The sequence below is a fragment of the Peribacillus sp. NPDC076916 genome (assembly GCF_050269675.1).
GTDB classification, from domain to species: Bacteria; Bacillota; Bacilli; order Bacillales; family DSM-1321; genus Peribacillus; species Peribacillus aracenensis.
Genome location: NZ_JBNNIU010000001.1, coordinates 434,909 through 454,800, shown reverse-complemented (window position 1 = coordinate 454,800; position 19,892 = coordinate 434,909). Strand labels below are relative to the sequence as shown.

Genomic DNA, 19,892 nt, shown 5'->3' with positions numbered 1-19,892 from the left:
TTGAGTAGCTTAACGGAGAATTTCATATATATACAAGGCTTAACTAAAATAACAAAAAACCACCATTTAAGGTGTTGAAGGAGATTTTTTTTGGAAACACAAATTACTTATTCTACAAATGAATTGGAAAATGCTATTGATTATTTAGAAAAAGCAGCATTCTTTTTTAATGAAAGTAATGATAAACACCGTTTTAAATGGCTAATGATTTCTTTACATGGAGCTTTATATAGTTTTGGAGTATGTAATATAAAGGGCACAAATCCAAGTAAAAGAATATTCAAGACTATTAAGAGAAAGGAATTAGAAAGGATTATTGAAAGAGTTAAGAGAAATTATACTGATTTTATTTATGGTGATCAAAGTGACGAATCTTTTTTACAGTATGGAACATTTATGAGTGGAAAAATTCTAGATATAAATAGTGTATTATCAAGATGTGAATCAGAAGCGTATATGATGCAATTTACACATAGTAAAACGTTAAAAATTGGGGCCGAACAAAGATTGGCCATTGACAAGTTAATAAGGTATCGAAATGATTTTGCACACTTTAAACCAATGGCATATGGGATTACGGGGGATTACGAAAATGATATTGTACTTCCAGTATTAAAAGTTATTGAATTTTTAGCCCTGGAAACAAATAATATATTATATCTTCAATTAGAGAGTTGCGAGAGAGTTAAGCATGCTATCAAACACTTTTCTTTAAATTAGTGATTAATCCCGACAATAACAAACAGGGATGGTCCAGGACGATTTTCAACAATCGAGTGTGACTCTTTAATAAGAAACTTATCTTAATGACTACCATGAAAATAGGTTTTTTAAGAATGGAAAAATGACAATACTTAAGAAGACCATGCTCAATTTTTTTAAAAGAGGAGAGTGTTAATTAATTAGTCTATGGATTAGGGGTGACTGGATTAAGGTCAGTTTTCAGTATTGACATTACCTAACCATTTTCATTCTTTGTGGTGAATCGCTGATTTTTACGATACATGGATGATAAAAGGGAGCGTTAGTTAAATTACATATTACGGAAATAAAAGAGGGGGGTATCATGGGCTTCTTTAATATTATTAAGAAAGTCTTTTCGGGGAATGGTTCTCAGCAGAGCACAAAAAGTTACACGGAAGCATCTTCGAAAATATCATCAAAGGTTTCATATTCTTACGTGATTGAACCAATTCTAACAAAAAAGTTTCCGAACGGGCTAGTACCGGGAGAAATACTGTTAATTAATTGGATAGCAGGAAAAAACAAGGACGCGCAATTCCCTCGCTATTTCGAAACTACATATGGGATCGACGCTCAACGTTCATTATATAAGTTATTAAAAGAAGGTTACGTAGCAGAAGCGTCGGCTATCGAATCGCTATCTTCATTAAAGCTTCCCGAATTAAAAGAAATTTTGAAATCGAAAGAGTTAAAAGTAAGCGGGAACAAAGCTGATTTAATATCGAGAATCGGAGATAACTTCACAAATGAAGAAGTAGATACGTTTATAGATAGTCCAATGCTCAAAGTAACCGAAAAAGGCGATAAAGTCCTGGAGGAGTATTATTATATCGTTCCTGCACATCGTAACGACTCAAAAGACGGAGTGTATAACGTAGCGACCACGATTAGACACGTCAACAAACTAAGCTATAAACCGAAGAACGGGGATGTTTCGTGGGCTTTGTTTCAAAAAGCGTACATGAAACATGCGGAAGAATTTAAATACGGTTTAATGCGTAATGATATACTTAATATGGCAAGGCAGTTAGAAAGAGAGAGAAAATATAAGGACTCGTTATTTCACTATTTAAGAGTATACATAATCGACCTAAGCGGATTGAGTAACAGTTCTCGTTTAGATCACCCCAAATTGATGATGTACGAGGTACCTTCGAAGCATCAGATTAAAAAGTTAATTGAGATTTTAGAATACGATGAATCGGATATACAAGACTTTTTTGTTGATACGTGGGATAAAACAAGCCCGGGTTTAAAGTATCACTATTTAACGTCAGAAGAGTGTTTGCGTTGTCTTACTTACTCATTAAAAGATGAAGATGATAATGTAGAAAAGGCGTTGTTTAACGCATACGATCGATTAAATAAAACTATGAACGAAGAGCCCTTTCGCAATAAATATGGACTAGAGTTCCCGATTGATTACACGGGATAATACGAATGAATCGGTGGTATCGCCCTGGCTTGACAAGAATGGTTACATAATTGAAATTTCAGATTTATGTCAGTTCATTCGTAATCTTGAAGTACGCTTAGCCTCGAATTAATTCGGGGTTTTCTTTTGTATGTTTACAGAACGTTTGTTCGTGTTATAATATCGTTATCCATACGAGGGGAATGATGGATATGACGTTACGTGACCGCGGAAAACTAAAGTGGGCGCCTGCTGCCTTTCTACCGGAATATACGAAGATGCTGCGTGATTTGGATACGGATTATCATCGACAACAAAAACCGATTATAGACGAGTTTCAGTATGAAGAGTTCGACCAGCGGATTTGCTACTCAATGGAATATAATTTTGCGGTGAAGATTACGAAGTGGGTGGACGGCTTTAATCACGAAATAGTTGGACGCATACATTACATCGATCCTATACATAAGGAAGTGCGCCTGAAAACGGAAACTGACGAAGTGGAACGCTTAAAGATGGCGGAGATAATTGCCGTAGAAGTTATCGAATAAGTACCCGACTGTAGCTCGGCTTTTTCGCTGATAAGAGATTTCCTCACCCCCCACTTTGAAACGTTTTTGTGAATCGTCAATTTTAAATTTGAGCCCTTTGGATTTTACTTCCAATGTCCTTGACTCTGCTAGTAAGAAAGTGGTACAATCGCCATAATAGGTCGAATGACCGTTCAATGACCGTTTCAACAAGCGATTAAATAGGCGTCCAAAGTTACGTAATTTTTACCGAACGTGGGTTCGAATCCCTCACAGGTCATCAACTAACAAAGGCTTAAATCCTTGATATAACAAGGATTTGGGCCTTTTTTTGTTTTGTCTTACGGGATGCGTTTAGATCAATGATAGTGATTTGCTCACATTTTGCTAACGAGACTTCTGAAGTGCGTTGTGGAAAATATCAGCGACTTCATCATCTTGGTTTGGCATCATATGGGCGTAATGCTCTAACGTGATGCTAGGTTTCGAATGTCCTAAACGAGTTTGTACTTTGACGATATCTACCCCTTCAGAAATTAAGACGGAAGCGTGTGTGTGCCGGATATCGTGAAACCGAATGGGTGTTACGTTAGCCGCTTCACTTATACGCTTCATCACACGTAACACGTTCCGTGGATCTTGAAAGGTGCCAATCTCCGTACAAATGACTAAGTTCTGGTCTTGATACTGTTCCCGAAGTCTTTTTCTCTGGGTTTCTTGACGTTCCTTATGAGCCTTTAATGCCTTGATCAGGAAATCTTGAATCGGAACCTGCCGTTTTGATTTTTTCGTTTTCAGCGTGGATAATTGATACCCTTTATTAGGAATGTGAGAAAGGGACCGTTGTATCCGGATGACTTTTTTTCAAAGTCAATATCGCTCCATTTTAACCCAAGGAGCTCACCTTTCCTCATACCCGTATAAATGGCGAGTAAGAAGGTTAGATAATGTCGTTCCCCTTTGCATTGATTAAGGAACGAATCAATCTCATCAAAGGACCATATCTTCATTTCTTCTTTTTTCACGGAGGGTGGATCAGCATTGATCACCGGATTGAAACTAATCTTTTTCCACTTTACAGCTTGACCGAAGGACTGATTTAACAACTGGTGTAATTTTCGAATGGTACTTGTACTATACTCCTCATCTAATTTGAGGTTATAAAAAGCATCGATATCTTCGGTCGTAATTTTTGAAAGCATTTTGTTGGCAAAAGGGTTTTCCCGTATTAAGTGCTTATCCATCAAATACTTTCTGCTTGAGGCCGTTGTTTCTTTAATCCTTTTTTGATAATGGGACGTAAACCAAAATTCCATATAGGATGAAAAGGATTCTTTGCTCGGATCGACAAATCGATCTTCATCCAGTTCAGTCTGAATCTTTCGAAGAGCAGCTTGTGCATCTTTTTTTCGAGAGAACCCGCCTTTTGTTTTTTGCCTTCGTTTACCCGTAATAGGGTCTCGGCCTATATCCATAATATATGTCCAAGTATTTCCTCTTTGTTTAACAGTGCCTTTCATTTTGCTTGCCCCCATATCCTATTATAGTTCGTGTTTGAACAATGGAAAGCAAGTGGTCTAGTATCAGTTTGACCACTTACTTTCCGTTCTATAAGCCGCTCTTTTCCTCTAGTTTTCAGATTGCAGCTTGAAAAGTATTGCTCGTGTATCTTTTTGGCGTATGAATCTGCTTTTTATTTTTTGTCTACATTCACCTGTTAGCGAATTTTTCTCAAAATCTCCTATATGTCCAAGAGTTTCCTCTCTTTTTTGAGCTACCTCTCATTATGCTAACCACCGTAAATGTTTGATAATAATTATGTAAGGGAAGTAAGTAGTTCATTGATATGACCACTACGAACTTCCGGTTTTATAAGCTGCTCACTTGTTGTTGGGTCAGCCAATTAAAAAACTCATCACGGAGCACACGTTTGCTGCGCCCTAATTTAATAAGTGGAAATGATTTTTGTTCCATTAACTCATAAGCGGTTGGCTTAGATACCATCAAAATTTCAGATAAATGTACGGCTGTTAGAATCATTGGATAATCTTCGATGTTTTTAGGCATAATTTTTTTCTCCTCTTAGTTCTAATATATTAGTTTAATAGTAATTAATTTGAACTTACTTATTTAATTCAGAGACATTATATTTTTTTAGATTTTCCGTTTTCAAGGGTTATCCGAAAAAACGTTATTAAGATTGAATTAATGTTATGAGTTGGAAGGGGAAATTTATCGAGCTAAGTAATAGGTAGGTGGTCAGCTATCTCCAAATCAAGATCGAATGATCCGTACTACAGCTTCTTAAAACAGTTAGTTTATAGCGTGGGGAAAAATAGGATATAATAAAAATAAAGACTTTAGCGAGATTAACCACCTATGCTTGCGACGCGGGGTGGTTTTTCTTTTTCGTGAAGGATTGTAGCTCAGTCCATTTTATTTTTGTTCGGCTTTGTAAAAGAATGCTGTAGATTTTTTATAAGGGAACAGACTAGTTGAAGAATGACTAATATACTAAAAATAACAGTCATTTAGAGTAAAGATGGTTATAACTTGTAGGGCTTTTCTTCAATATTTGCAGCTTTTCAGGTTCTTTTTTTTGAGAGACTTAAAGGGAAAAGTGTATTTTGTGGTGATATGATGCCTGTAAACGATCTCTTTTATTTTTCCGGTGTGAGATTTAGGAGATTCCATTAAGGTTTATCAAATGTCTGATACAAACAAACTAGAATGAACAACGTGGGGGAAAATGATGGTTGCGAAAAGAGAATATTTAGTTCGAACATTTTCCAGAACTAAAAGAAAAGACTACGAGAATTATATTTTAAACAGAATTTGGAATAGGTTAAATCGCTTAGATTTAAAACCTGTCACGCAACAATATATAAAAAGGGCTGATGGTAAATATGCTTTGATTGATCTATATTTTCCACAGATTCATTTAGGGATTGAATGTGACGAGGGATTTCACATAAGGAACGAACTTAATGATGAAATCCGAACTTTAGAAATTGGGAAAATGTATCAAGCAGTTAAGGAAAATGAAATCAGAATCGAACGAGTAGATGCTACCGAATCAATAGAAGCGATACATACAAAAATTGAAGAAATCGTTCAACTAATCAATAAAATGGCTTCTAACAGCAAGATTATTTCTTGGTCTGAAGATGTAGATTATGCAGAGTTAGCGATCAAGAATGGGGTATTATCCATTTATGATGAGTACACATTCAGTACAATTACTGAGGCAATGCGTTGCCTAGGGAAGAATTATAAGGGTATACAAAGAGCTTATTGGAAGTTTAATGAACAGTATATGATGTGGTTCCCCCAGCTTTCTTTTGATACTGGGAAAGGGAAAGTTTCAAATGCTCGGGGTTGGATTAACGTTTTTAATCAAGATTGGACAGAAATTGAAGAAAAAAGAATGGAAAGTGATTATACACCTTATAATCTCCCTGAGGGTACCCAAAGAAATCGAATTACTTTTATGAAGGTTAAAGACCCCGTATTTGGAACTTATAAGTATCAATTTGTCGGTATTTTTCAATGGGATCGAATCGAGGATAATAGGGTGATATTTAAACGAATTGCTGAAGAGATAGATTTAACACCCTACAATCGAATGAACCGTTAAGGGGGTGCTATGTATTACTTGTACAAGTAGTTAAATATATTTAGGGGGATAATTAAGCTATGTTAGATTTTCTTTTAGGGGTTCTTTCCGCAGGATTCGGTGATAATTCTTTGGATACTCGAAAAATTGGTCGAAATATAGAAATGCTGAAGAATCATACTTGGCTTAAAGATATATACGAAGATGAAAAATATCATCGATTGTTTTTTGTAAAGGCTATGTTAAAGGAAAAGGTTGATTTATCGTCAACTGGATATTTATGTTAAAATAAAAATTAGTATGTGGGAGGTTTACACTTAAACTAACGGGGCAGGTTTGTGCGATAAGAATAGAGGTCTTAATAACCTAAAAGTTGAAAGAGAGATTGTATAGCTTAATGCCAACATAAGGAGAGATAATTTGAAAAGAATTAGGGAAGCAACAAAAGAAGATATGATAATGATTTATATGATGGGTTTTGATTTTTGGGGTGATGATATGCCATCCGAAGAATATATAACAATGTGTGAAGATTCCAGTAAATACAAAAAAGGGAAATGGTACGTTCTCGAAGAAACAGATACAGAGGAATTATTAAGCTCTCTCATCATATATGAACTTAATCCTTCAAAAGAGTTAATTGTAAAAGGGATTGGTTCTATCGCTACCCCAATACATTTAAGAAAAAATGGATATGCCTCTTTATTAGTCAAAGAAACAATAAATAAATTAGAACAGGAAGAAAACTGTAACAATTTTTTCCTGTATAGTGATATTGGGACAAATTTTTACAAAAAATTAGGCTTTATTGTGCTACCTAATGAAAGTCAAAAATATGAAGATAGTGTTTGTATGTACTACTCAAAAGAAAGTGGTCTCGACTCCATAACATATGATATCCCCAGTTACTTTTAAAACTACTATTCTCCAACTAACGGGTGCTTAGTAAAAAAAGGACATCAAAATACAATGAGCTTGGAGACACATTTACCAGCTCATTTTTTATGTTAGTTTTTACTTTCCAATAAAAAGACATTAGGCACTCAAAATGAAAAGTCTCTCAGTCTTAACTTATCTGCGGTTTCCCAAGTTCCATAAACACTGGCCAAGATAAGCATTTGCTTTTTCTTACTCAAATCACTTTCCATTTTTCTATTGTCGAGGAATTGAAACCACACTAAATAAAGTTGTAAATACTTCGTAGAAACACCATTAAAACGACTTATCCATTTCTTTAAATGGGAATGGTAATTGTTAATATTATTGAGGTGGTAGATGCCTTTCTTTACATATTCTTTCTTACTGCCGTTTATGATGACGTGCTCCACATCGTTACTAGACGTATAAGATTTGTAAGAATTGTGAGCATCAGAAATAAGCACCGTATCACTCTTAAAATGCGATGTAAGGGTGGTATCAATTTGTTCCATTAGAATCCTGCCTGAACCGACCCGTTTTGAAAGGGTTGTTTTGTTTCGGTCTCTAGCTACTAATACACAGATTTGTTCATTGGAAATACCTCTTTTGGAAGCAGAACCGCCACGTTTTCTTGGTTTGCGATTCGGAATCACTCTTCGTCCTTTATGGCTTTCTAAGAAGTATGTTTCATCTACTTCTACTAGTCCTTCAAAAATACCGATACTTTCTTTTGCGAGAGCAGACAGCACTTTATGCCTCCAGTAAAAAGCGGTTACGTGAGTGATGCCAATTTGTGAAGCTGTTTCACGAAGTGATAGACCATTCAACATACACTCTATAAATGGAATCCATTTATCTGCCTTTTTCGAACGATACATAGGGGAGTTGGTCAAATCACTGCTTAATTTATAACAGTCTTTGCACTTATAACGTTGACGACCCTCTCGCTTCCCGTAACGAACCACTGAAGTACTTCCACAATGCCGACAATGAAAACCATAAGAAAACTTTCTCTCTCGCAATTCACCGATTAAAGCTCCTTGTTGTGAGGTAGACGGCGAGAAATGACGAGTTAGATAATCTAAAATGTATTCTTTGTCCTTATCATTCAAGGAAGAAATATTAGCTATTATGTTCGTTAAAGTCATTTGAATTGCCCCTTTTGCTTTGTATACAGTCAGGATACTACAAAAGAGTTCGTTTTATTCAAAATCAACCCATAACTTTAACATAGCCTTTGTAAATAGAAATGTTAGGCAATTTTACAAAGTACACTAAGTGTAAAAAGAATTATAAAAAAGGAAAAATCTCAAAGAGTATTTATTGTATTTTTTAATAAACAGTTACAAATCTCTTTATAGAACAAACGGGTCCGCTAGCTGAAGATCAGCATCCCCATTTTGCAGTAGGTCCAAACAATATAAAAAGAACAACAGATATACAATCTGTTGCTCCTTCTTGTTGAAATGCTTTGACATTTAGTCTCTAAACTTTATTGAATATTCATAGGTGTTGCCGTTTGGTATTGTAGCAAAAATAGAAAGCCTACCGTCCTTTATAAGGGGGCCTTTCCCTTCTTCAAAATCGATACTCACATTCGTCCTGGATGACGGTGTAAGGTTGGTAACAAAATCCAACTTAACTAACTCCTCTGGAGAAGAACCGTTAGGATCATAAATTTTAACGCTATCTATAGTGACTGGTACTTCGCCATCATTAATAGCATCGAAATCCATTTTGTCAATTCGCAGATACCTAGTACTAGGATCGGCTTCCCACCCCCCGGTAAAGAAACGGAGATCGGGTCTCCCGGAAACAGTAATTGTGATTGAGTCTTTGACACCATCCACTGTAGCGGTAAGCGTAACTGTTCCGTCCGCTAAGGGTTTTACGTAGCCTTCTTCATCAACAGTAGCAATAGTTTCATCAGAAGATTCCCAAGAAGTTACCTCTGGAAAGCTAGCGTTTTTTGGGTAGGCATCGATATGCAGGTAAAATGGAGCTCCTGGTTTTACGATGTAATCAATATCAGAAATCTTTACTTCTGTCACTGGAACCTTCTTGACAGTAATGGTAGATTGAACTTCTGCCTTATTCCCCATTTTATCTGTAACAGAATACGTAACGATATATTCTCCTTCGATTTTAGTATCCACATTTTGCGTATCAACAGTGATTTTTCTTGTCAAATCCCCATCAATGTTGTCATTTGCCTCAACCCATTTTAGTAAATTTGGCAGACTAGAATTTTGATCAACTGTCCAATCCTGTACCCCGGTAATAACTGGAGGGATGTTATCAACGACCGTTACTCTGCGGTAAATTCCCGATCTTATTCCTTTCTCTGAAATATTGTAGATTATTGTATAGGTACCTATGTAGTTTACATCTACATCTCCACTCACTTTAATTAAAGAGGTGACATCTTCTCCACTCGCGTAATCTGTAGCAGTTACTCCTTTTAACGGGTTGAACGTTTCACCTATATTTATTTTCACATCATTTGTTCCAAAAAACTCCGCTTGTCGATACGTTAAAATTACTTGACGCTTTACGGTTGTGGTATTGCCAGCTTCATCAGACACAGAGTACTCATATGTGAAAGTGCCCGAAAGAGATAAATCTGAAGTATTTAACTTCTCGCCGATAGCTTTAACAACCACTTTGGAGGTGAGATCTCCATCATTATTATCTGAAGAAGTGACCCCTTCCATCGGATCAAAATGATCAAAATATAAGACTTTTCGGTCAGCGACTCCACTAATTTTTGGAGCGATATTGTCTATAACCGTAACCTTACGTTCAGCGGTCGTCTTGTTCCCTGATTTATCAGTGACGGAATAAATTAAAGTATAGATTCCAGCCTTATCAACGTTCACTGTACCCTCTACGTTGATTTCTGAGGTAAGGTTCCCGTCAGCATTATCATAAGATGTGATTCCGTATAAAAGGGGAAAATAATCATAACTACCGATTGCAAACGTTGTATCCTTTAGTCCTGTACCCATCAGCGTAGGCTTTACTTTATCGACTACATTAATAGTGCGTGTTACAGTTGTTGTATTGCCTGTCTTGTCCTTTACACTGTAAACCAGCTTATACGTTCCAACCTTCAGCACATTTACGCTACCGGTTAACGTTATCTTACTGGTGATGGTTCCATCTAAATTATCCGTAGCTTTCACACCGGTCCTTGAATTAAAGGACGTACCATAAATAATGGTAGTATCACCCGCACCGGTAATTTGTGGTTTGGTCGTATCCGTTTTAACTGTAATGGTACGTGTTACGGTCGTCTTATTACCGGTTTTGTCTTTTGCGGTATACTGGAGCTTGTAAATTCCCACTTCGTTAACATTTACTTTACCACTGACGGTGATTTTGCTCGTAATGTTTCCATCAACATTGTCTGTAGCTGATACACTTGTTTTGGTGTTAAATGAATATCCCTTATAAACAGTTTTATTGGTAGCTCCTGTGATTTTTGGTTTTTCTTTATCCTTTTTAACCGTAATGACACGAGTGACCGTTCTTGTATTCTTTCCTTTGTCCGTCACAGAATATTTCAACTTGTAGGTTCCTTCTTTTTTTGTGTTGACCTGTCCGGTAATCTTGATTTTAGAAGTAATGGTACCGTCTGCGTTATCCGTTGCCTTCACACCGGATTTCGCGTCAAAGGAATATCCAAGATAGGCTGTTTTATTAGTGGCCCCAGTGATGGTTGGAACGGTCGTGTCTTTTTTGACGGTAACAACTCGCTTTGTAGTAGTTGTATTCTTCGCTGAGTCGGTTACTTTATATGTTAGCGTGTATTTCCCAATTTTTTTTGTATCAACCTTACCTGAAATTCCAATCAAACTGGTGATATTTCCATCAACATTATCCTTGGCTGTGACACCTTTTTTTGGATTGAAAGTTTGATTCAAATAAACCGTAGTATTGGCAGCACCTGAAATCGTTGGTTTTTTGGTATCTGCTGCCGCCATACCGCTAGTTGGCACCAAAAGAATAATAAGAACAACAAGACCGATCAGGCTATACAATATCCTCTTCATTTTTTAAGACCCTCCTATAGATCCAATGCTTAACCGATAAGCGGTTCCAAAGCCTATTGGCAAGAGTCTTTTTTCATCCTCAGCTACTTCATATAATATCTAGTAAAAAAGAATTAATTATCCTGCTTTTCTTTGAAATCGTTATAAACCGAAATGAAATTATCCATTTTGGGTATAATCACTTAGTTATGGTTGGCATTTTTTTCTTATTGTAAAATAGTCGTGATTCTTCTAACCTATTATACTTCGGATTGGTACGTCATATAATGGGTTTTATGGACTATTTATCTAAGATAGGCTTTGGATTTGCGTAAAAAGATAGAGACTTGGATTCTGCCCCCAATCTCTTATTTAACGTACTGCTTTAATTTTGTGGTATTCGTTAAAATATACAAATAAAGGGGATAGGGAGCTGGTTTTATTGAAGAAATTAAATATTGATCCCGAATTACTGGAGCAAATCAAGGTAGCTTTATTTGCAATGCTAAACCAAGGGTAAGGAGCTTATATGATGGCATTTATAAAACTTTAAACGGTGAAAGAATCGATTGAATGAAATTTTATGTATGATCGCTTCGGGTCCGGAAAGTATAATTTTTACCATATGAATGATATGAAATGATTGGAGCAGACAAGGTATCGTAAGGCTGGTAAATACTCTGTAAAGCAAACCAATGGTTCGAAAGTCTATGTTTACTTAATAATTGGGAGCCTTTTAGTTGTAATGAAGAATTAAAATTGGGGGGATTTGATGTTTTATAACGACAAAGTTAAAACGGATTTTATAGAGCATATGAAAAATAGTTATGGAGGGCAAAGTCGTAGTATTTTTGCTGCCAGTTCTCCTATGGAAGAAGAATTGGGAAAGGATTTGTATGATTTCAATTTAGTGGATTTAGGTAAATTAATGGGACAAATGGGTACAACAACCGCGAATGCTTCTAGAACTAAATATTATGTGATGTTTAACTATATTAATTTTTATAAACATTTTAGGTCAGACAAAAGCAATCCTTTTTTATTGGTTGAACCTAATTGGCACGAGCAGTTTGTTGATAAAACTGAACGAAGTATTTTAACAGAAACAGAGCTAGATAAAATTATAGAGCAGTGTGTTAATGCTCAGGACGCACTTACTTTTAGGTTACTATTTGAAGGCTTATGGAAAGGTGAAGGGCCTGCATATAGTGAATTGTTAAATTTGAAAGAAAATGATATTAATTGGGAAAAGAATTCACTGTATTTAAACGATGGAGTAGGCGAAAGAGAATTAAAAGTATCTGGAAAGTGTATAGATTTGTTAAAAAGAGCAATCAAGGAAAAAATTATTTTGATAAGAATGGTAAATCTAAAGGATATATTAAAAAACGTCCACTTATAGAAAGTGACTATGTTATAAGAGGTGTAGACCCTGGATTAAGAAATGTAGAAAAAAAGGATAGATATCGTAAATTTTTAGTATCCAGAAGGGTAGCTATCATAAAAGAAGTTTTTAAATATAGTAAAGTAACTCCTGCTACATTACGATACAGTGGAATGGTAAAATTGGCAGTCGATATTAGTGCGGCAAATAACGTTCCGGTGCAAAAATTTAATCATAAGGATCATTGGTCTAAAGTGGCCGAGAGATTTAACGTAAATCACTATAAAGGGATATATAAAGGTGTAACAGACAATATAAATAGTGAAGATGTTAAGGATTTATATGGAGAGTTAGTGGAGTATAAAGTTAAAGATTTTGAATTAGTAGAGAACGATAAAAGTGATGTTGAAACAATTGAAAGAAAGAAAAAAATTGATGGTCCTGCTTTTAAGGATTCGTTAATCAAGATTTATGATAAATGTGTAATCACAGATGAAAGTTTTTCCGGTGTCCTAGAAGGGTGTCACATACAACCTTACGTTAAGGAAGAAAGCAATCATATTCAGAATGGTTTATTGCTCAGAGCTGATATACATAAATTATTTGATGATGGTTATATAATCATTGATGAAAATTATATAGTGCGAGTGAGTTCTCTACTAAAATCTGAATACTATAAATCATTAAATGGAAAGAAAATAAATTTACCAAAAGAAAAAAGATATTATCCATCTCAAAAAGCTTTAAAAGATAAAATGAAATTTTTTAAGAGGGCTGATGAAATTTAAAATGATTTTAATACTTTGTTTATAAACCGCAAAGTGCAGCTTATTATGTAACCTTATTGCGATTACTTTCCAACCGACCTGAAAATTAAACTAGAATGTCGTTAAATATGTATTGATTGAATCTAACAATTGGGGTGCAGTTCACTTTTAGGCTTTTCTTTAAAAGGTAATAATCATGTTCTTCGGAAAAATCCACTTTTCTATCATGTATTGGGTACCAAATACCGTGCACGGAAATTTTTAACTGTGTGATTTTAATATCTCAACAGTTTATTATATTGATAAAGGAATAAGAATTTAATCTACTACTAGAATGAAGTAAGTCTCTAAAAGGGGAGTGATAGTTAAATGATTTATATAAGCGATATCGAAAAGATAATTAATAACACATTGAATGAGCACAATTTGGATATTATTCATGAATTTGACAATAACCTAAGTGCACCTATGAGTTATAACGTATCGACCAATACTATAAAATTCAATTACCTTCAAGTTAACGGTTATAAAGGGAAAATTAGAATTAAAGAGACAGAGGAAGACTTTGTTAAAATTATTCTTTATCGTATGATTGGTTATTATTTAGATTTTAAGAAAAACAAACATGATTTAAGGATTTTAATGTATGGTCACGAAGAAGAAAAAGAAAAGCTAAAATCTGAAATAGAAACTAATGCTTGGGATTATGGGAGAACATTAATACCTGAACAACTATTGGAGTCATATGATAAAGTTCGTGAATTAGATAAAATGCTAATAAAATAATGTACTCTAAGAAAATGGAGACCCGACTTTAAACTAAAACAAGAAAAAGAAGCCTCCTTGGAGAATCTCTCTGGATCTGACTTTTGATTGAGAAATTAAACTGATATCCAATAAGACAAGACCCAGAGAAAGAGGAGTACTCTTAGCAAACAGGTTCAATTCATCTGAAAAATCCATCATATTACCTCATTTATCCTGGAACTAATTGCCCATTTGTTAATCAAGAAAAGCAATACCCTCACTTAAGCATTGCGACCATTCCATAAAAAAGGAATCTTATATTTGTTGGTATTCAAGGTGACCTGCCACTATCAATTAATCCTCAATAACTAGTTTTTCCTTCCTCTACTCACCTGTAAAATAATGTAATATTTACTATATTTAGAAGGGATCTAAAATGCTCATTACATTATTTTTAAATTAAAGTATAATTTTGGAAAAGGAAGATGAACATCTGATTATTCTAAATGAATTTCATATTCTATTTACTATGTCCTATATAGAGTTTAATTGGGGGAGGATGGAAATAGTGGCTAAGAAAAAGTTAAGTAGACGTAAGTTTTTAGGTTATTTAGGAGCTGGTCTAGTAACTGTGACAGCAGCTAGTTTACCTATTAAAGCTTTAGCAGGATTAAACGAAACGAATGCTACATCTGAAGTTAATTCAGAAGATTTGCCTAAAGAACCTGGTTCATGGGGCGATACAATTTTAGAAATGGAAATTGAACTACCTCAAGACCCAAATGTTCTCCTGATGGATGTAGAGACCATTTATAATTTAAATCAATGAAAGTGAATATTAAATCAGGGGGGAGTTTTTATGTCTTTACGAATTAATATGGTCAACACAGCCATATCTCAGATTGGCACATTAGAAGGGAATAATAATGACAATAAGTATGGGAGATGGTTTGGTCTAAACAATCAGCCATGGTGTGCCATTTTTGTGAGCTGGTGTGCTGCTCAATCAGGAAATATGGAATTCAATGGGGAACACCGTCCACTTTTTGCTCGCAGTGCTGCAGTAAGAGATCATCGATGGTTTCATGATACTTTTGGTGAATATTTTACTAAATCTGGATTCATCAATTATATTGGGAATGACTCCAAGAAAGTTGCCAGGGCGACAGGATGCCTTATTTTTTTTAGTGGAGACTCTCATATAGGGATCGTTGAGCAATATTATCCTGGGGAACAAGCAGTTCTTACAGTAGAAGGGAATACTTACACCCCCTCTAAAGGAGAGGAAATTCAAGGCGTGTTTCGTCGTTATCGCCGTCTTTCTGATTCGAAAATAGTGGGATTTGCTCTTCCTTACTATGAATTTTATAGCAGCGGATCCCCTGGGGGCGTAAAGCCGGTACCACCTCCTTACGGTAACAGTGGAACTGTGGATAACCCCACATCATTCCCAGGAGCAAGGTATTTCTATATTGGTGCCTATAATAACTATGTAACGCTATTAGGGAAAATGCTAATAAAAGCGGGATATGGTAATTTTTATCAAGTAGGTGCAGGTCCTCGCTTTACTGAAACAGACCGGCAAGCATGCGCAGCCTTTCAAAGAGCACAAGGTTGGAGTGGAAGTGACGCAGATGGTATTCCTGGAAAATCCACATGGGAGCGGCTTAGTGCCATCTATTATGGTGGTGGCGGAAGTGGTGGAAGCGACTGGCCGCCAGCATTTCCAGGTGCACAATATTTTAAGGCTGGAGCCTCTAACCAATACGTAAAATTATTGGGCGTTCAGTTAGTAAAGACTGGATTCGGTCGACACTATACCGTTGGACCGGGTCCTGCGTGGAGTGAAGCAGATCGCCTAAACTGTCAAGAGTTCCAAAGAGCACAAGGTTGGACAGGCAACGATGCAGATGGATATCCGGGTCCTACGACATGGCAAAGATTGTTTGATATAGTAGGTAGCACCCCAAATGTTTCGATATTTCCCGGAAGCCATTTCTTTGGCCCTGGTGCAAATAACGAATATGTTACTACCCTTGGTAAAAGATTAATTAACAAAGGGTATAGTCAGTATTATTCTGTCGGAGCAGGTCCAAAGTGGAGTGAGGCTGACCGTCAAGCTTGCGCTGCTTTCCAACGTGCTCAAGGTTGGTCTGGAAGTGATGCGGATGGCATTCCTGGTCCTTCAACATGGCAAAAGCTCTTTGCTTGAAATTTTGCTTTGAAGGAAATTCTGGGTTTTATTTTACATGGAATGTATTATCATAGTTTTTCGCGTTTTGTCGTCTGGACCATAATTAGAGTTTTCAAATTAGCTATCATTCCCTAGAAATAGGAATCAATTTGAAGATGCCGACCAATAATGGTCGGCTATTTTCATACTATTTTTAGCAGCAGCTTCCGTAACCGCCCCCGTAACCATAGCCACGGCCGCCGGATCCACCGACAAAGCTAGCTCCAACAATGATTAAGAGTATAAACAAAACGACTATAAAGGCGAAACCTCCACCAAATCCAAAACCGTCGTCACATCTTGATTCACAACCTGACATAAGACATCTCCTTAATTGTTTTTAAGGAGGAAATTATTTAAATGGTAGATTCACAGCCAATAACTATTGTTTTTTTTTTACAATATTTTCCTTATCGTATTTTTTTCGCGTTTTGCTGGTAGGACCACAGGTATTGAGCCAACAGGCCACTACTGGATGAACTTAGCTAATTTCTTAGATCATTACGGCATAACACTAGTCATGGTGAATCCAATGCATGTCAAACGATCGAAGGAACTGGACGATAATGTACCGACAAAGAACGATAAAAAAGATGCATTAGTCATTAAGGATCTATACTGCTCTCAGAGGCAGCGTAAGAATTTCTAACTATCGATTTATAACAAGAAGGATGACACGGAGAAGCCCGCAACATTACTAAACTAAGACCAAAAGTCCCCGGGGCAGCTTAGCAGGACTCTGCCTTATAAATAGACCGAACGAAGGAATGTAAGCGCAAATGTCCCTAAGAGACTTGGGAGGGTACGTCATCAAAGATTTCGCAGAGATCTATTGTGCATCACATAGTGGAGAAAATAGCTAATGATTTCCATTAGTTTTAGCGAAGCGTACGCTCAATTTAGTGATAAAAACTATAATTTCAATACTCTGTTTAAAAATAGGATAAAAAAATTCCCCAAATACACCGAGTGGTGCAAACCGTTGAAACATCAAGGTTTATAGAGGCAGGGTAGTGAAAGAAGGAATTCGCTATCAAAACTAGAATTTAAATTAATAACTAACGGGATAGGAAGGGGATTCTAATGATAATAAAGGGTTTTGGAGGAATCTTTTGGAGGACTAAAAATCTAGAGGATATAAAAAAATGGTACAGTAAAGTCCTGAAAATTGAAATTGAAAATTGGAATGGCACCATTATTACACCACAATCAGGCAATGAAACTATCTTTTCCTTCTTTTCTGAAAATGACCGCTATTTTCCGACAGAACAACAAGTGATGTTAAACTTTCAAGTGGAAAATTTGGATGACAGTATCAAACATCTAGAAAAAGTGGGTGTTCCCCTTGTTATGGAAAAGACGATTAATGAATTTGGAAAGTTTATTTGGATTGAAGATCCAGATGGAAGACGTATAGAGCTTTGGGAGAAGTGATGGATAATAATAAATATTGTTGTTGAACTAAAGGGTGCTTTAGTTCAGTAAGCTTACAAACAATGTCCGTTTATATCGGTCGATTTCTTAGGCACTGTTAATGATTATGTCCTTATTTATTATAAACCAGAGGAAAAAGCTCTCCGGAACCGGACAGCTTTTTTGTTTTATCAAGTATCAACATTTGCCACAGGGACTGTAGACTTATTCGATAGAGACTTAGCCAACAGATAACGAATAGCCTAATAAACCTTTTTAATATGGCTCCATACTTCTTGTAATGACTTCCCGTCAAACATGGATTGTTCTAATAACTCCTCTATCGAATCAAACGATTGCAAATCAGATTGGTAGTCAGATAGATGCCATTGATTGGAATGTTCGTTGACGTGATATATTATATCTTGAAAAGCAAAACCGACCCTTTCTCTCTTATAGACATCTTCTTTTAGCTGTTCATATGAATAGTTCATTTGTTCAAGAGCAAGTTCAGCATACATTCGAACTTCACTATCATCATTCTTAAAATTTTCTATCAATGAATGTAGAATTTCATCATCCAATCTATATGTAAGAGAATTCCAAACACTGTTAGCAACCATTCTTCTCACATTTTCGTCGTGATAATTACTTAAAGTTAAAAGTTGATTTCCAAACCACTTCAAATCCACATCGCCTTGTGCTAGGTCCGGTATAGCATATATTAATTCATCTATATTATCTTCTTGTATAAACGTTTCAAATTCTTGTTTACTGTATACCCTTACTTCCATTCCCTCAAAATCAAATTCCTCATTTTCAACGTATAGGTTTTTTAGAAATTCTTCAAAGTTATTTGCAATTTGTATGGTTTTTTCCAAATCAACGTCTACATAAACAATGGGGGGAGCAGAGGTGGCATCGCGGTAATCAAATGCGAGCCAAGTATGACCGTCTCCATTGAATAAAATTAGTCCTTCCGGCAGTTCCCACTCTTTTATGTAATAATCATTTTCAAGGATTCCATTCCCGGCACCAATCCCTTTAATGTGTTCCACTATAACAAAAGTTTCACCCCAGACCGTTGGAACAGGAGAAGGGTGAGCATTACAGATAGGCTGCCCCCCATTTTGTTGCTTAAGAATAGCAATGTACGAGTTTGGTAACGTTACATTAAATAATTCTTCTGCTTTTTTTATGATTTCGTCTGTTAATGGTTGTAACATATACTCGTCATTACTTGCTTCCCATATACTTTTTACCAAAAAATTCACCTCATAGATGTTTAATTAATATTAGAATTGCAAGTGGTTGATTCTTTCTTGTACGAACTTTCAATATCATACTACAAAAGAATGATTCCTTATTTTTTAGGCAGTAATCTTTTACGAAAACAGCCTTCATTAACAAGGCTAAACTCATAACGCTCACTTCTATACATTAGATGTATACTGTGAAAAATTGGAGTAAGTTTATGATGGAACCAAAATATTTCCCTTATTGCCAAAAAGAACTTGTTGATGAATCTTTATAATAACACTTTAACAAAGGCTTGTTGCGGCAACCTTTTTCTTATTCACAGGCTCTTTTCGTAAAGATTGTTGTTTTTAAAACAAAACGCTTTAAGGTAAATAGCAACAAAGTATGCGGAAACAGCCTATTCAAAAATCTGGAAAGGTTAGTTGAAGATCATTTTCAATAAAATGACATATATAAGCCATTTCCATACAAAGATGTTGTAATATAAAAGGACAAGTAGGAGGTTGAGAAGATGAAAACTTTTGAATTAAAATCAGGAACAAAAGTAATAATAGATGAAAGTAGAATAGTAATAGAAAGAACAGGTGGAAAAAGTGCGATGAAGGGTTTGCTTGCAGGGCGAGCAATGGGGCAAATGACCATAAAAACGTCAGCAGTGACTGGGTTAATTCACTTTGCTGACTATTTAATGATTTGTGCTTTTGGACTCCCTACTCCCAATGACTTTAAATTGTCCAGCGTGGCAGAGATAAAACAATACCCTAACTGTATTGTGGCAAAAGAAAGTGAATTAGAAGAGTTATATCAATTTCTCAATGGATTTATCAAGTGA

At 35.8% G+C, this 19,892-nt stretch carries 18 protein-coding genes and 3 pseudogenes; 14 read left to right on the top strand and 7 right to left on the bottom strand.

The annotated features are described in order from the left end of the window. Positions 1-90 precede the first annotated feature (90 nt). The 3 genes from ACQKFG_RS02280 to ACQKFG_RS02270 all read left to right on the top strand — a co-directional run bounded on the left by ACQKFG_RS02280 (position 91) and on the right by ACQKFG_RS02270 (position 2,709). Complete coding sequence (locus tag ACQKFG_RS02280; protein WP_427555885.1) at positions 91-720, top strand: hypothetical protein; 630 nt, start codon at positions 91-93, stop codon at positions 718-720. A gap of 346 nt (positions 721-1,066) precedes the next feature. Then, the gene (locus ACQKFG_RS02275) at positions 1,067-2,179 is read left to right on the top strand and encodes an SAP domain-containing protein (protein ID WP_427555882.1); all 1,113 of its coding nucleotides are present in this window, start codon (positions 1,067-1,069) and stop codon (positions 2,177-2,179) included. 191 nt (positions 2,180-2,370) lie between these two features. After that, on the top strand, positions 2,371-2,709 hold the full coding sequence (locus tag ACQKFG_RS02270) for a YolD-like family protein (RefSeq protein WP_427555879.1): 339 nt from the start codon (positions 2,371-2,373) through the stop codon (positions 2,707-2,709). 366 nt (positions 2,710-3,075) lie between these two features. Here the strand turns inward: ACQKFG_RS02270 and ACQKFG_RS02265 are convergent, their stop codons facing one another. From ACQKFG_RS02265 to ACQKFG_RS02255, 3 genes are all read right to left on the bottom strand, one after another. After that, positions 3,076-3,438, bottom strand: coding sequence for a tyrosine-type recombinase/integrase (locus tag ACQKFG_RS02265; RefSeq protein WP_427556736.1), 363 nt, complete (start codon positions 3,436-3,438; stop codon positions 3,076-3,078). 44 nt (positions 3,439-3,482) lie between these two features. Beyond that, complete coding sequence (locus ACQKFG_RS02260; RefSeq protein WP_427555877.1) at positions 3,483-4,208, bottom strand: tyrosine-type recombinase/integrase; 726 nt, start codon at positions 4,206-4,208, stop codon at positions 3,483-3,485. Positions 4,209-4,557: 349 nt separating this feature from the next. Next, positions 4,558-4,755, bottom strand: coding sequence for a helix-turn-helix domain-containing protein (locus ACQKFG_RS02255; protein WP_100533856.1), 198 nt, complete (start codon positions 4,753-4,755; stop codon positions 4,558-4,560). A gap of 685 nt (positions 4,756-5,440) precedes the next feature. Between ACQKFG_RS02255 and ACQKFG_RS02250 the strand changes: the two genes are divergently transcribed. The 3 genes from ACQKFG_RS02250 (at position 5,441) to ACQKFG_RS02240 (ending at position 7,219) form a co-directional block, all read left to right on the top strand. Continuing rightward, a complete protein-coding gene (locus ACQKFG_RS02250; protein WP_427555873.1) occupies positions 5,441-6,325 on the top strand; it encodes an AbaSI family restriction endonuclease in 885 nt (294 codons plus the stop codon). A 59-nt stretch (positions 6,326-6,384) separates the two neighbouring features. Next, positions 6,385-6,591, top strand: a complete 207-nt coding sequence (locus tag ACQKFG_RS02245; RefSeq protein WP_427555870.1) for a hypothetical protein — start codon at positions 6,385-6,387, stop codon at positions 6,589-6,591. Positions 6,592-6,724: 133 nt separating this feature from the next. Then, on the top strand, positions 6,725-7,219 hold the full coding sequence (locus tag ACQKFG_RS02240; protein ID WP_427555867.1) for a GNAT family N-acetyltransferase: 495 nt from the start codon (positions 6,725-6,727) through the stop codon (positions 7,217-7,219). A 128-nt stretch (positions 7,220-7,347) separates the two neighbouring features. On the opposite strand, the gene ACQKFG_RS02235 is transcribed toward ACQKFG_RS02240, so the two are convergent. Together ACQKFG_RS02235 and ACQKFG_RS02230 are read right to left on the bottom strand one after the other, a co-directional pair. Beyond that, a complete protein-coding gene (locus ACQKFG_RS02235) occupies positions 7,348-8,370 on the bottom strand; it encodes an IS1595 family transposase (RefSeq protein ID WP_427555864.1) in 1,023 nt (340 codons plus the stop codon). A 330-nt stretch (positions 8,371-8,700) separates the two neighbouring features. Next, positions 8,701-11,277, bottom strand: coding sequence for an immunoglobulin-like domain-containing protein (locus ACQKFG_RS02230; RefSeq protein ID WP_427555861.1), 2,577 nt, complete (start codon positions 11,275-11,277; stop codon positions 8,701-8,703). 751 nt (positions 11,278-12,028) lie between these two features. Here ACQKFG_RS02230 and ACQKFG_RS02225 point away from each other — a divergent pair. From ACQKFG_RS02225 to ACQKFG_RS02205, 5 genes and pseudogenes are all read left to right on the top strand, one after another. After that, positions 12,029-12,930 (top strand): annotated as a pseudogene (locus ACQKFG_RS02225) (hypothetical protein); the annotation flags it as partial. A 63-nt stretch (positions 12,931-12,993) separates the two neighbouring features. Beyond that, entirely contained in the window at positions 12,994-13,428 is a 435-nt protein-coding gene (locus tag ACQKFG_RS02220; RefSeq protein WP_427556733.1) for an HNH endonuclease, read from the top strand. A 348-nt stretch (positions 13,429-13,776) separates the two neighbouring features. After that, the gene (locus ACQKFG_RS02215; RefSeq protein ID WP_192203753.1) at positions 13,777-14,193 is read left to right on the top strand and encodes a hypothetical protein; all 417 of its coding nucleotides are present in this window, start codon (positions 13,777-13,779) and stop codon (positions 14,191-14,193) included. 529 nt (positions 14,194-14,722) lie between these two features. Next, positions 14,723-14,983, top strand: coding sequence for a twin-arginine translocation signal domain-containing protein (locus ACQKFG_RS02210; protein WP_427555857.1), 261 nt, complete (start codon positions 14,723-14,725; stop codon positions 14,981-14,983). A gap of 30 nt (positions 14,984-15,013) precedes the next feature. Then, entirely contained in the window at positions 15,014-16,366 is a 1,353-nt protein-coding gene (locus ACQKFG_RS02205; RefSeq protein WP_427555854.1) for a peptidoglycan-binding protein, read from the top strand. Positions 16,367-16,592: 226 nt separating this feature from the next. Here ACQKFG_RS02205 and ACQKFG_RS02200 read toward each other — a convergent pair. Further along, positions 16,593-16,706: pseudogene (locus ACQKFG_RS02200) on the bottom strand (YjcZ family sporulation protein); the annotation flags it as partial. Positions 16,707-16,835: 129 nt separating this feature from the next. On the opposite strand from ACQKFG_RS02200, the pseudogene ACQKFG_RS02195 reads away from it, so the two are divergent. Beyond that, positions 16,836-17,000, top strand: a pseudogene (locus tag ACQKFG_RS02195) (IS110 family transposase); the annotation flags it as partial. A gap of 473 nt (positions 17,001-17,473) precedes the next feature. Then, positions 17,474-17,821, top strand: coding sequence for a VOC family protein (locus ACQKFG_RS02190; RefSeq protein WP_349729243.1), 348 nt, complete (start codon positions 17,474-17,476; stop codon positions 17,819-17,821). A gap of 242 nt (positions 17,822-18,063) precedes the next feature. On the opposite strand, the gene ACQKFG_RS02185 is transcribed toward ACQKFG_RS02190, so the two are convergent. Continuing rightward, positions 18,064-19,065: an SMI1/KNR4 family protein gene (locus ACQKFG_RS02185; protein ID WP_427555851.1), complete on the bottom strand. Its 1,002-nt coding sequence runs from the start codon at positions 19,063-19,065 to the stop codon at positions 18,064-18,066. A 506-nt stretch (positions 19,066-19,571) separates the two neighbouring features. Between ACQKFG_RS02185 and ACQKFG_RS02180 the strand changes: the two genes are divergently transcribed. Further along, positions 19,572-19,892, top strand: a complete 321-nt coding sequence (locus tag ACQKFG_RS02180) for a hypothetical protein (protein WP_192203754.1) — start codon at positions 19,572-19,574, stop codon at positions 19,890-19,892.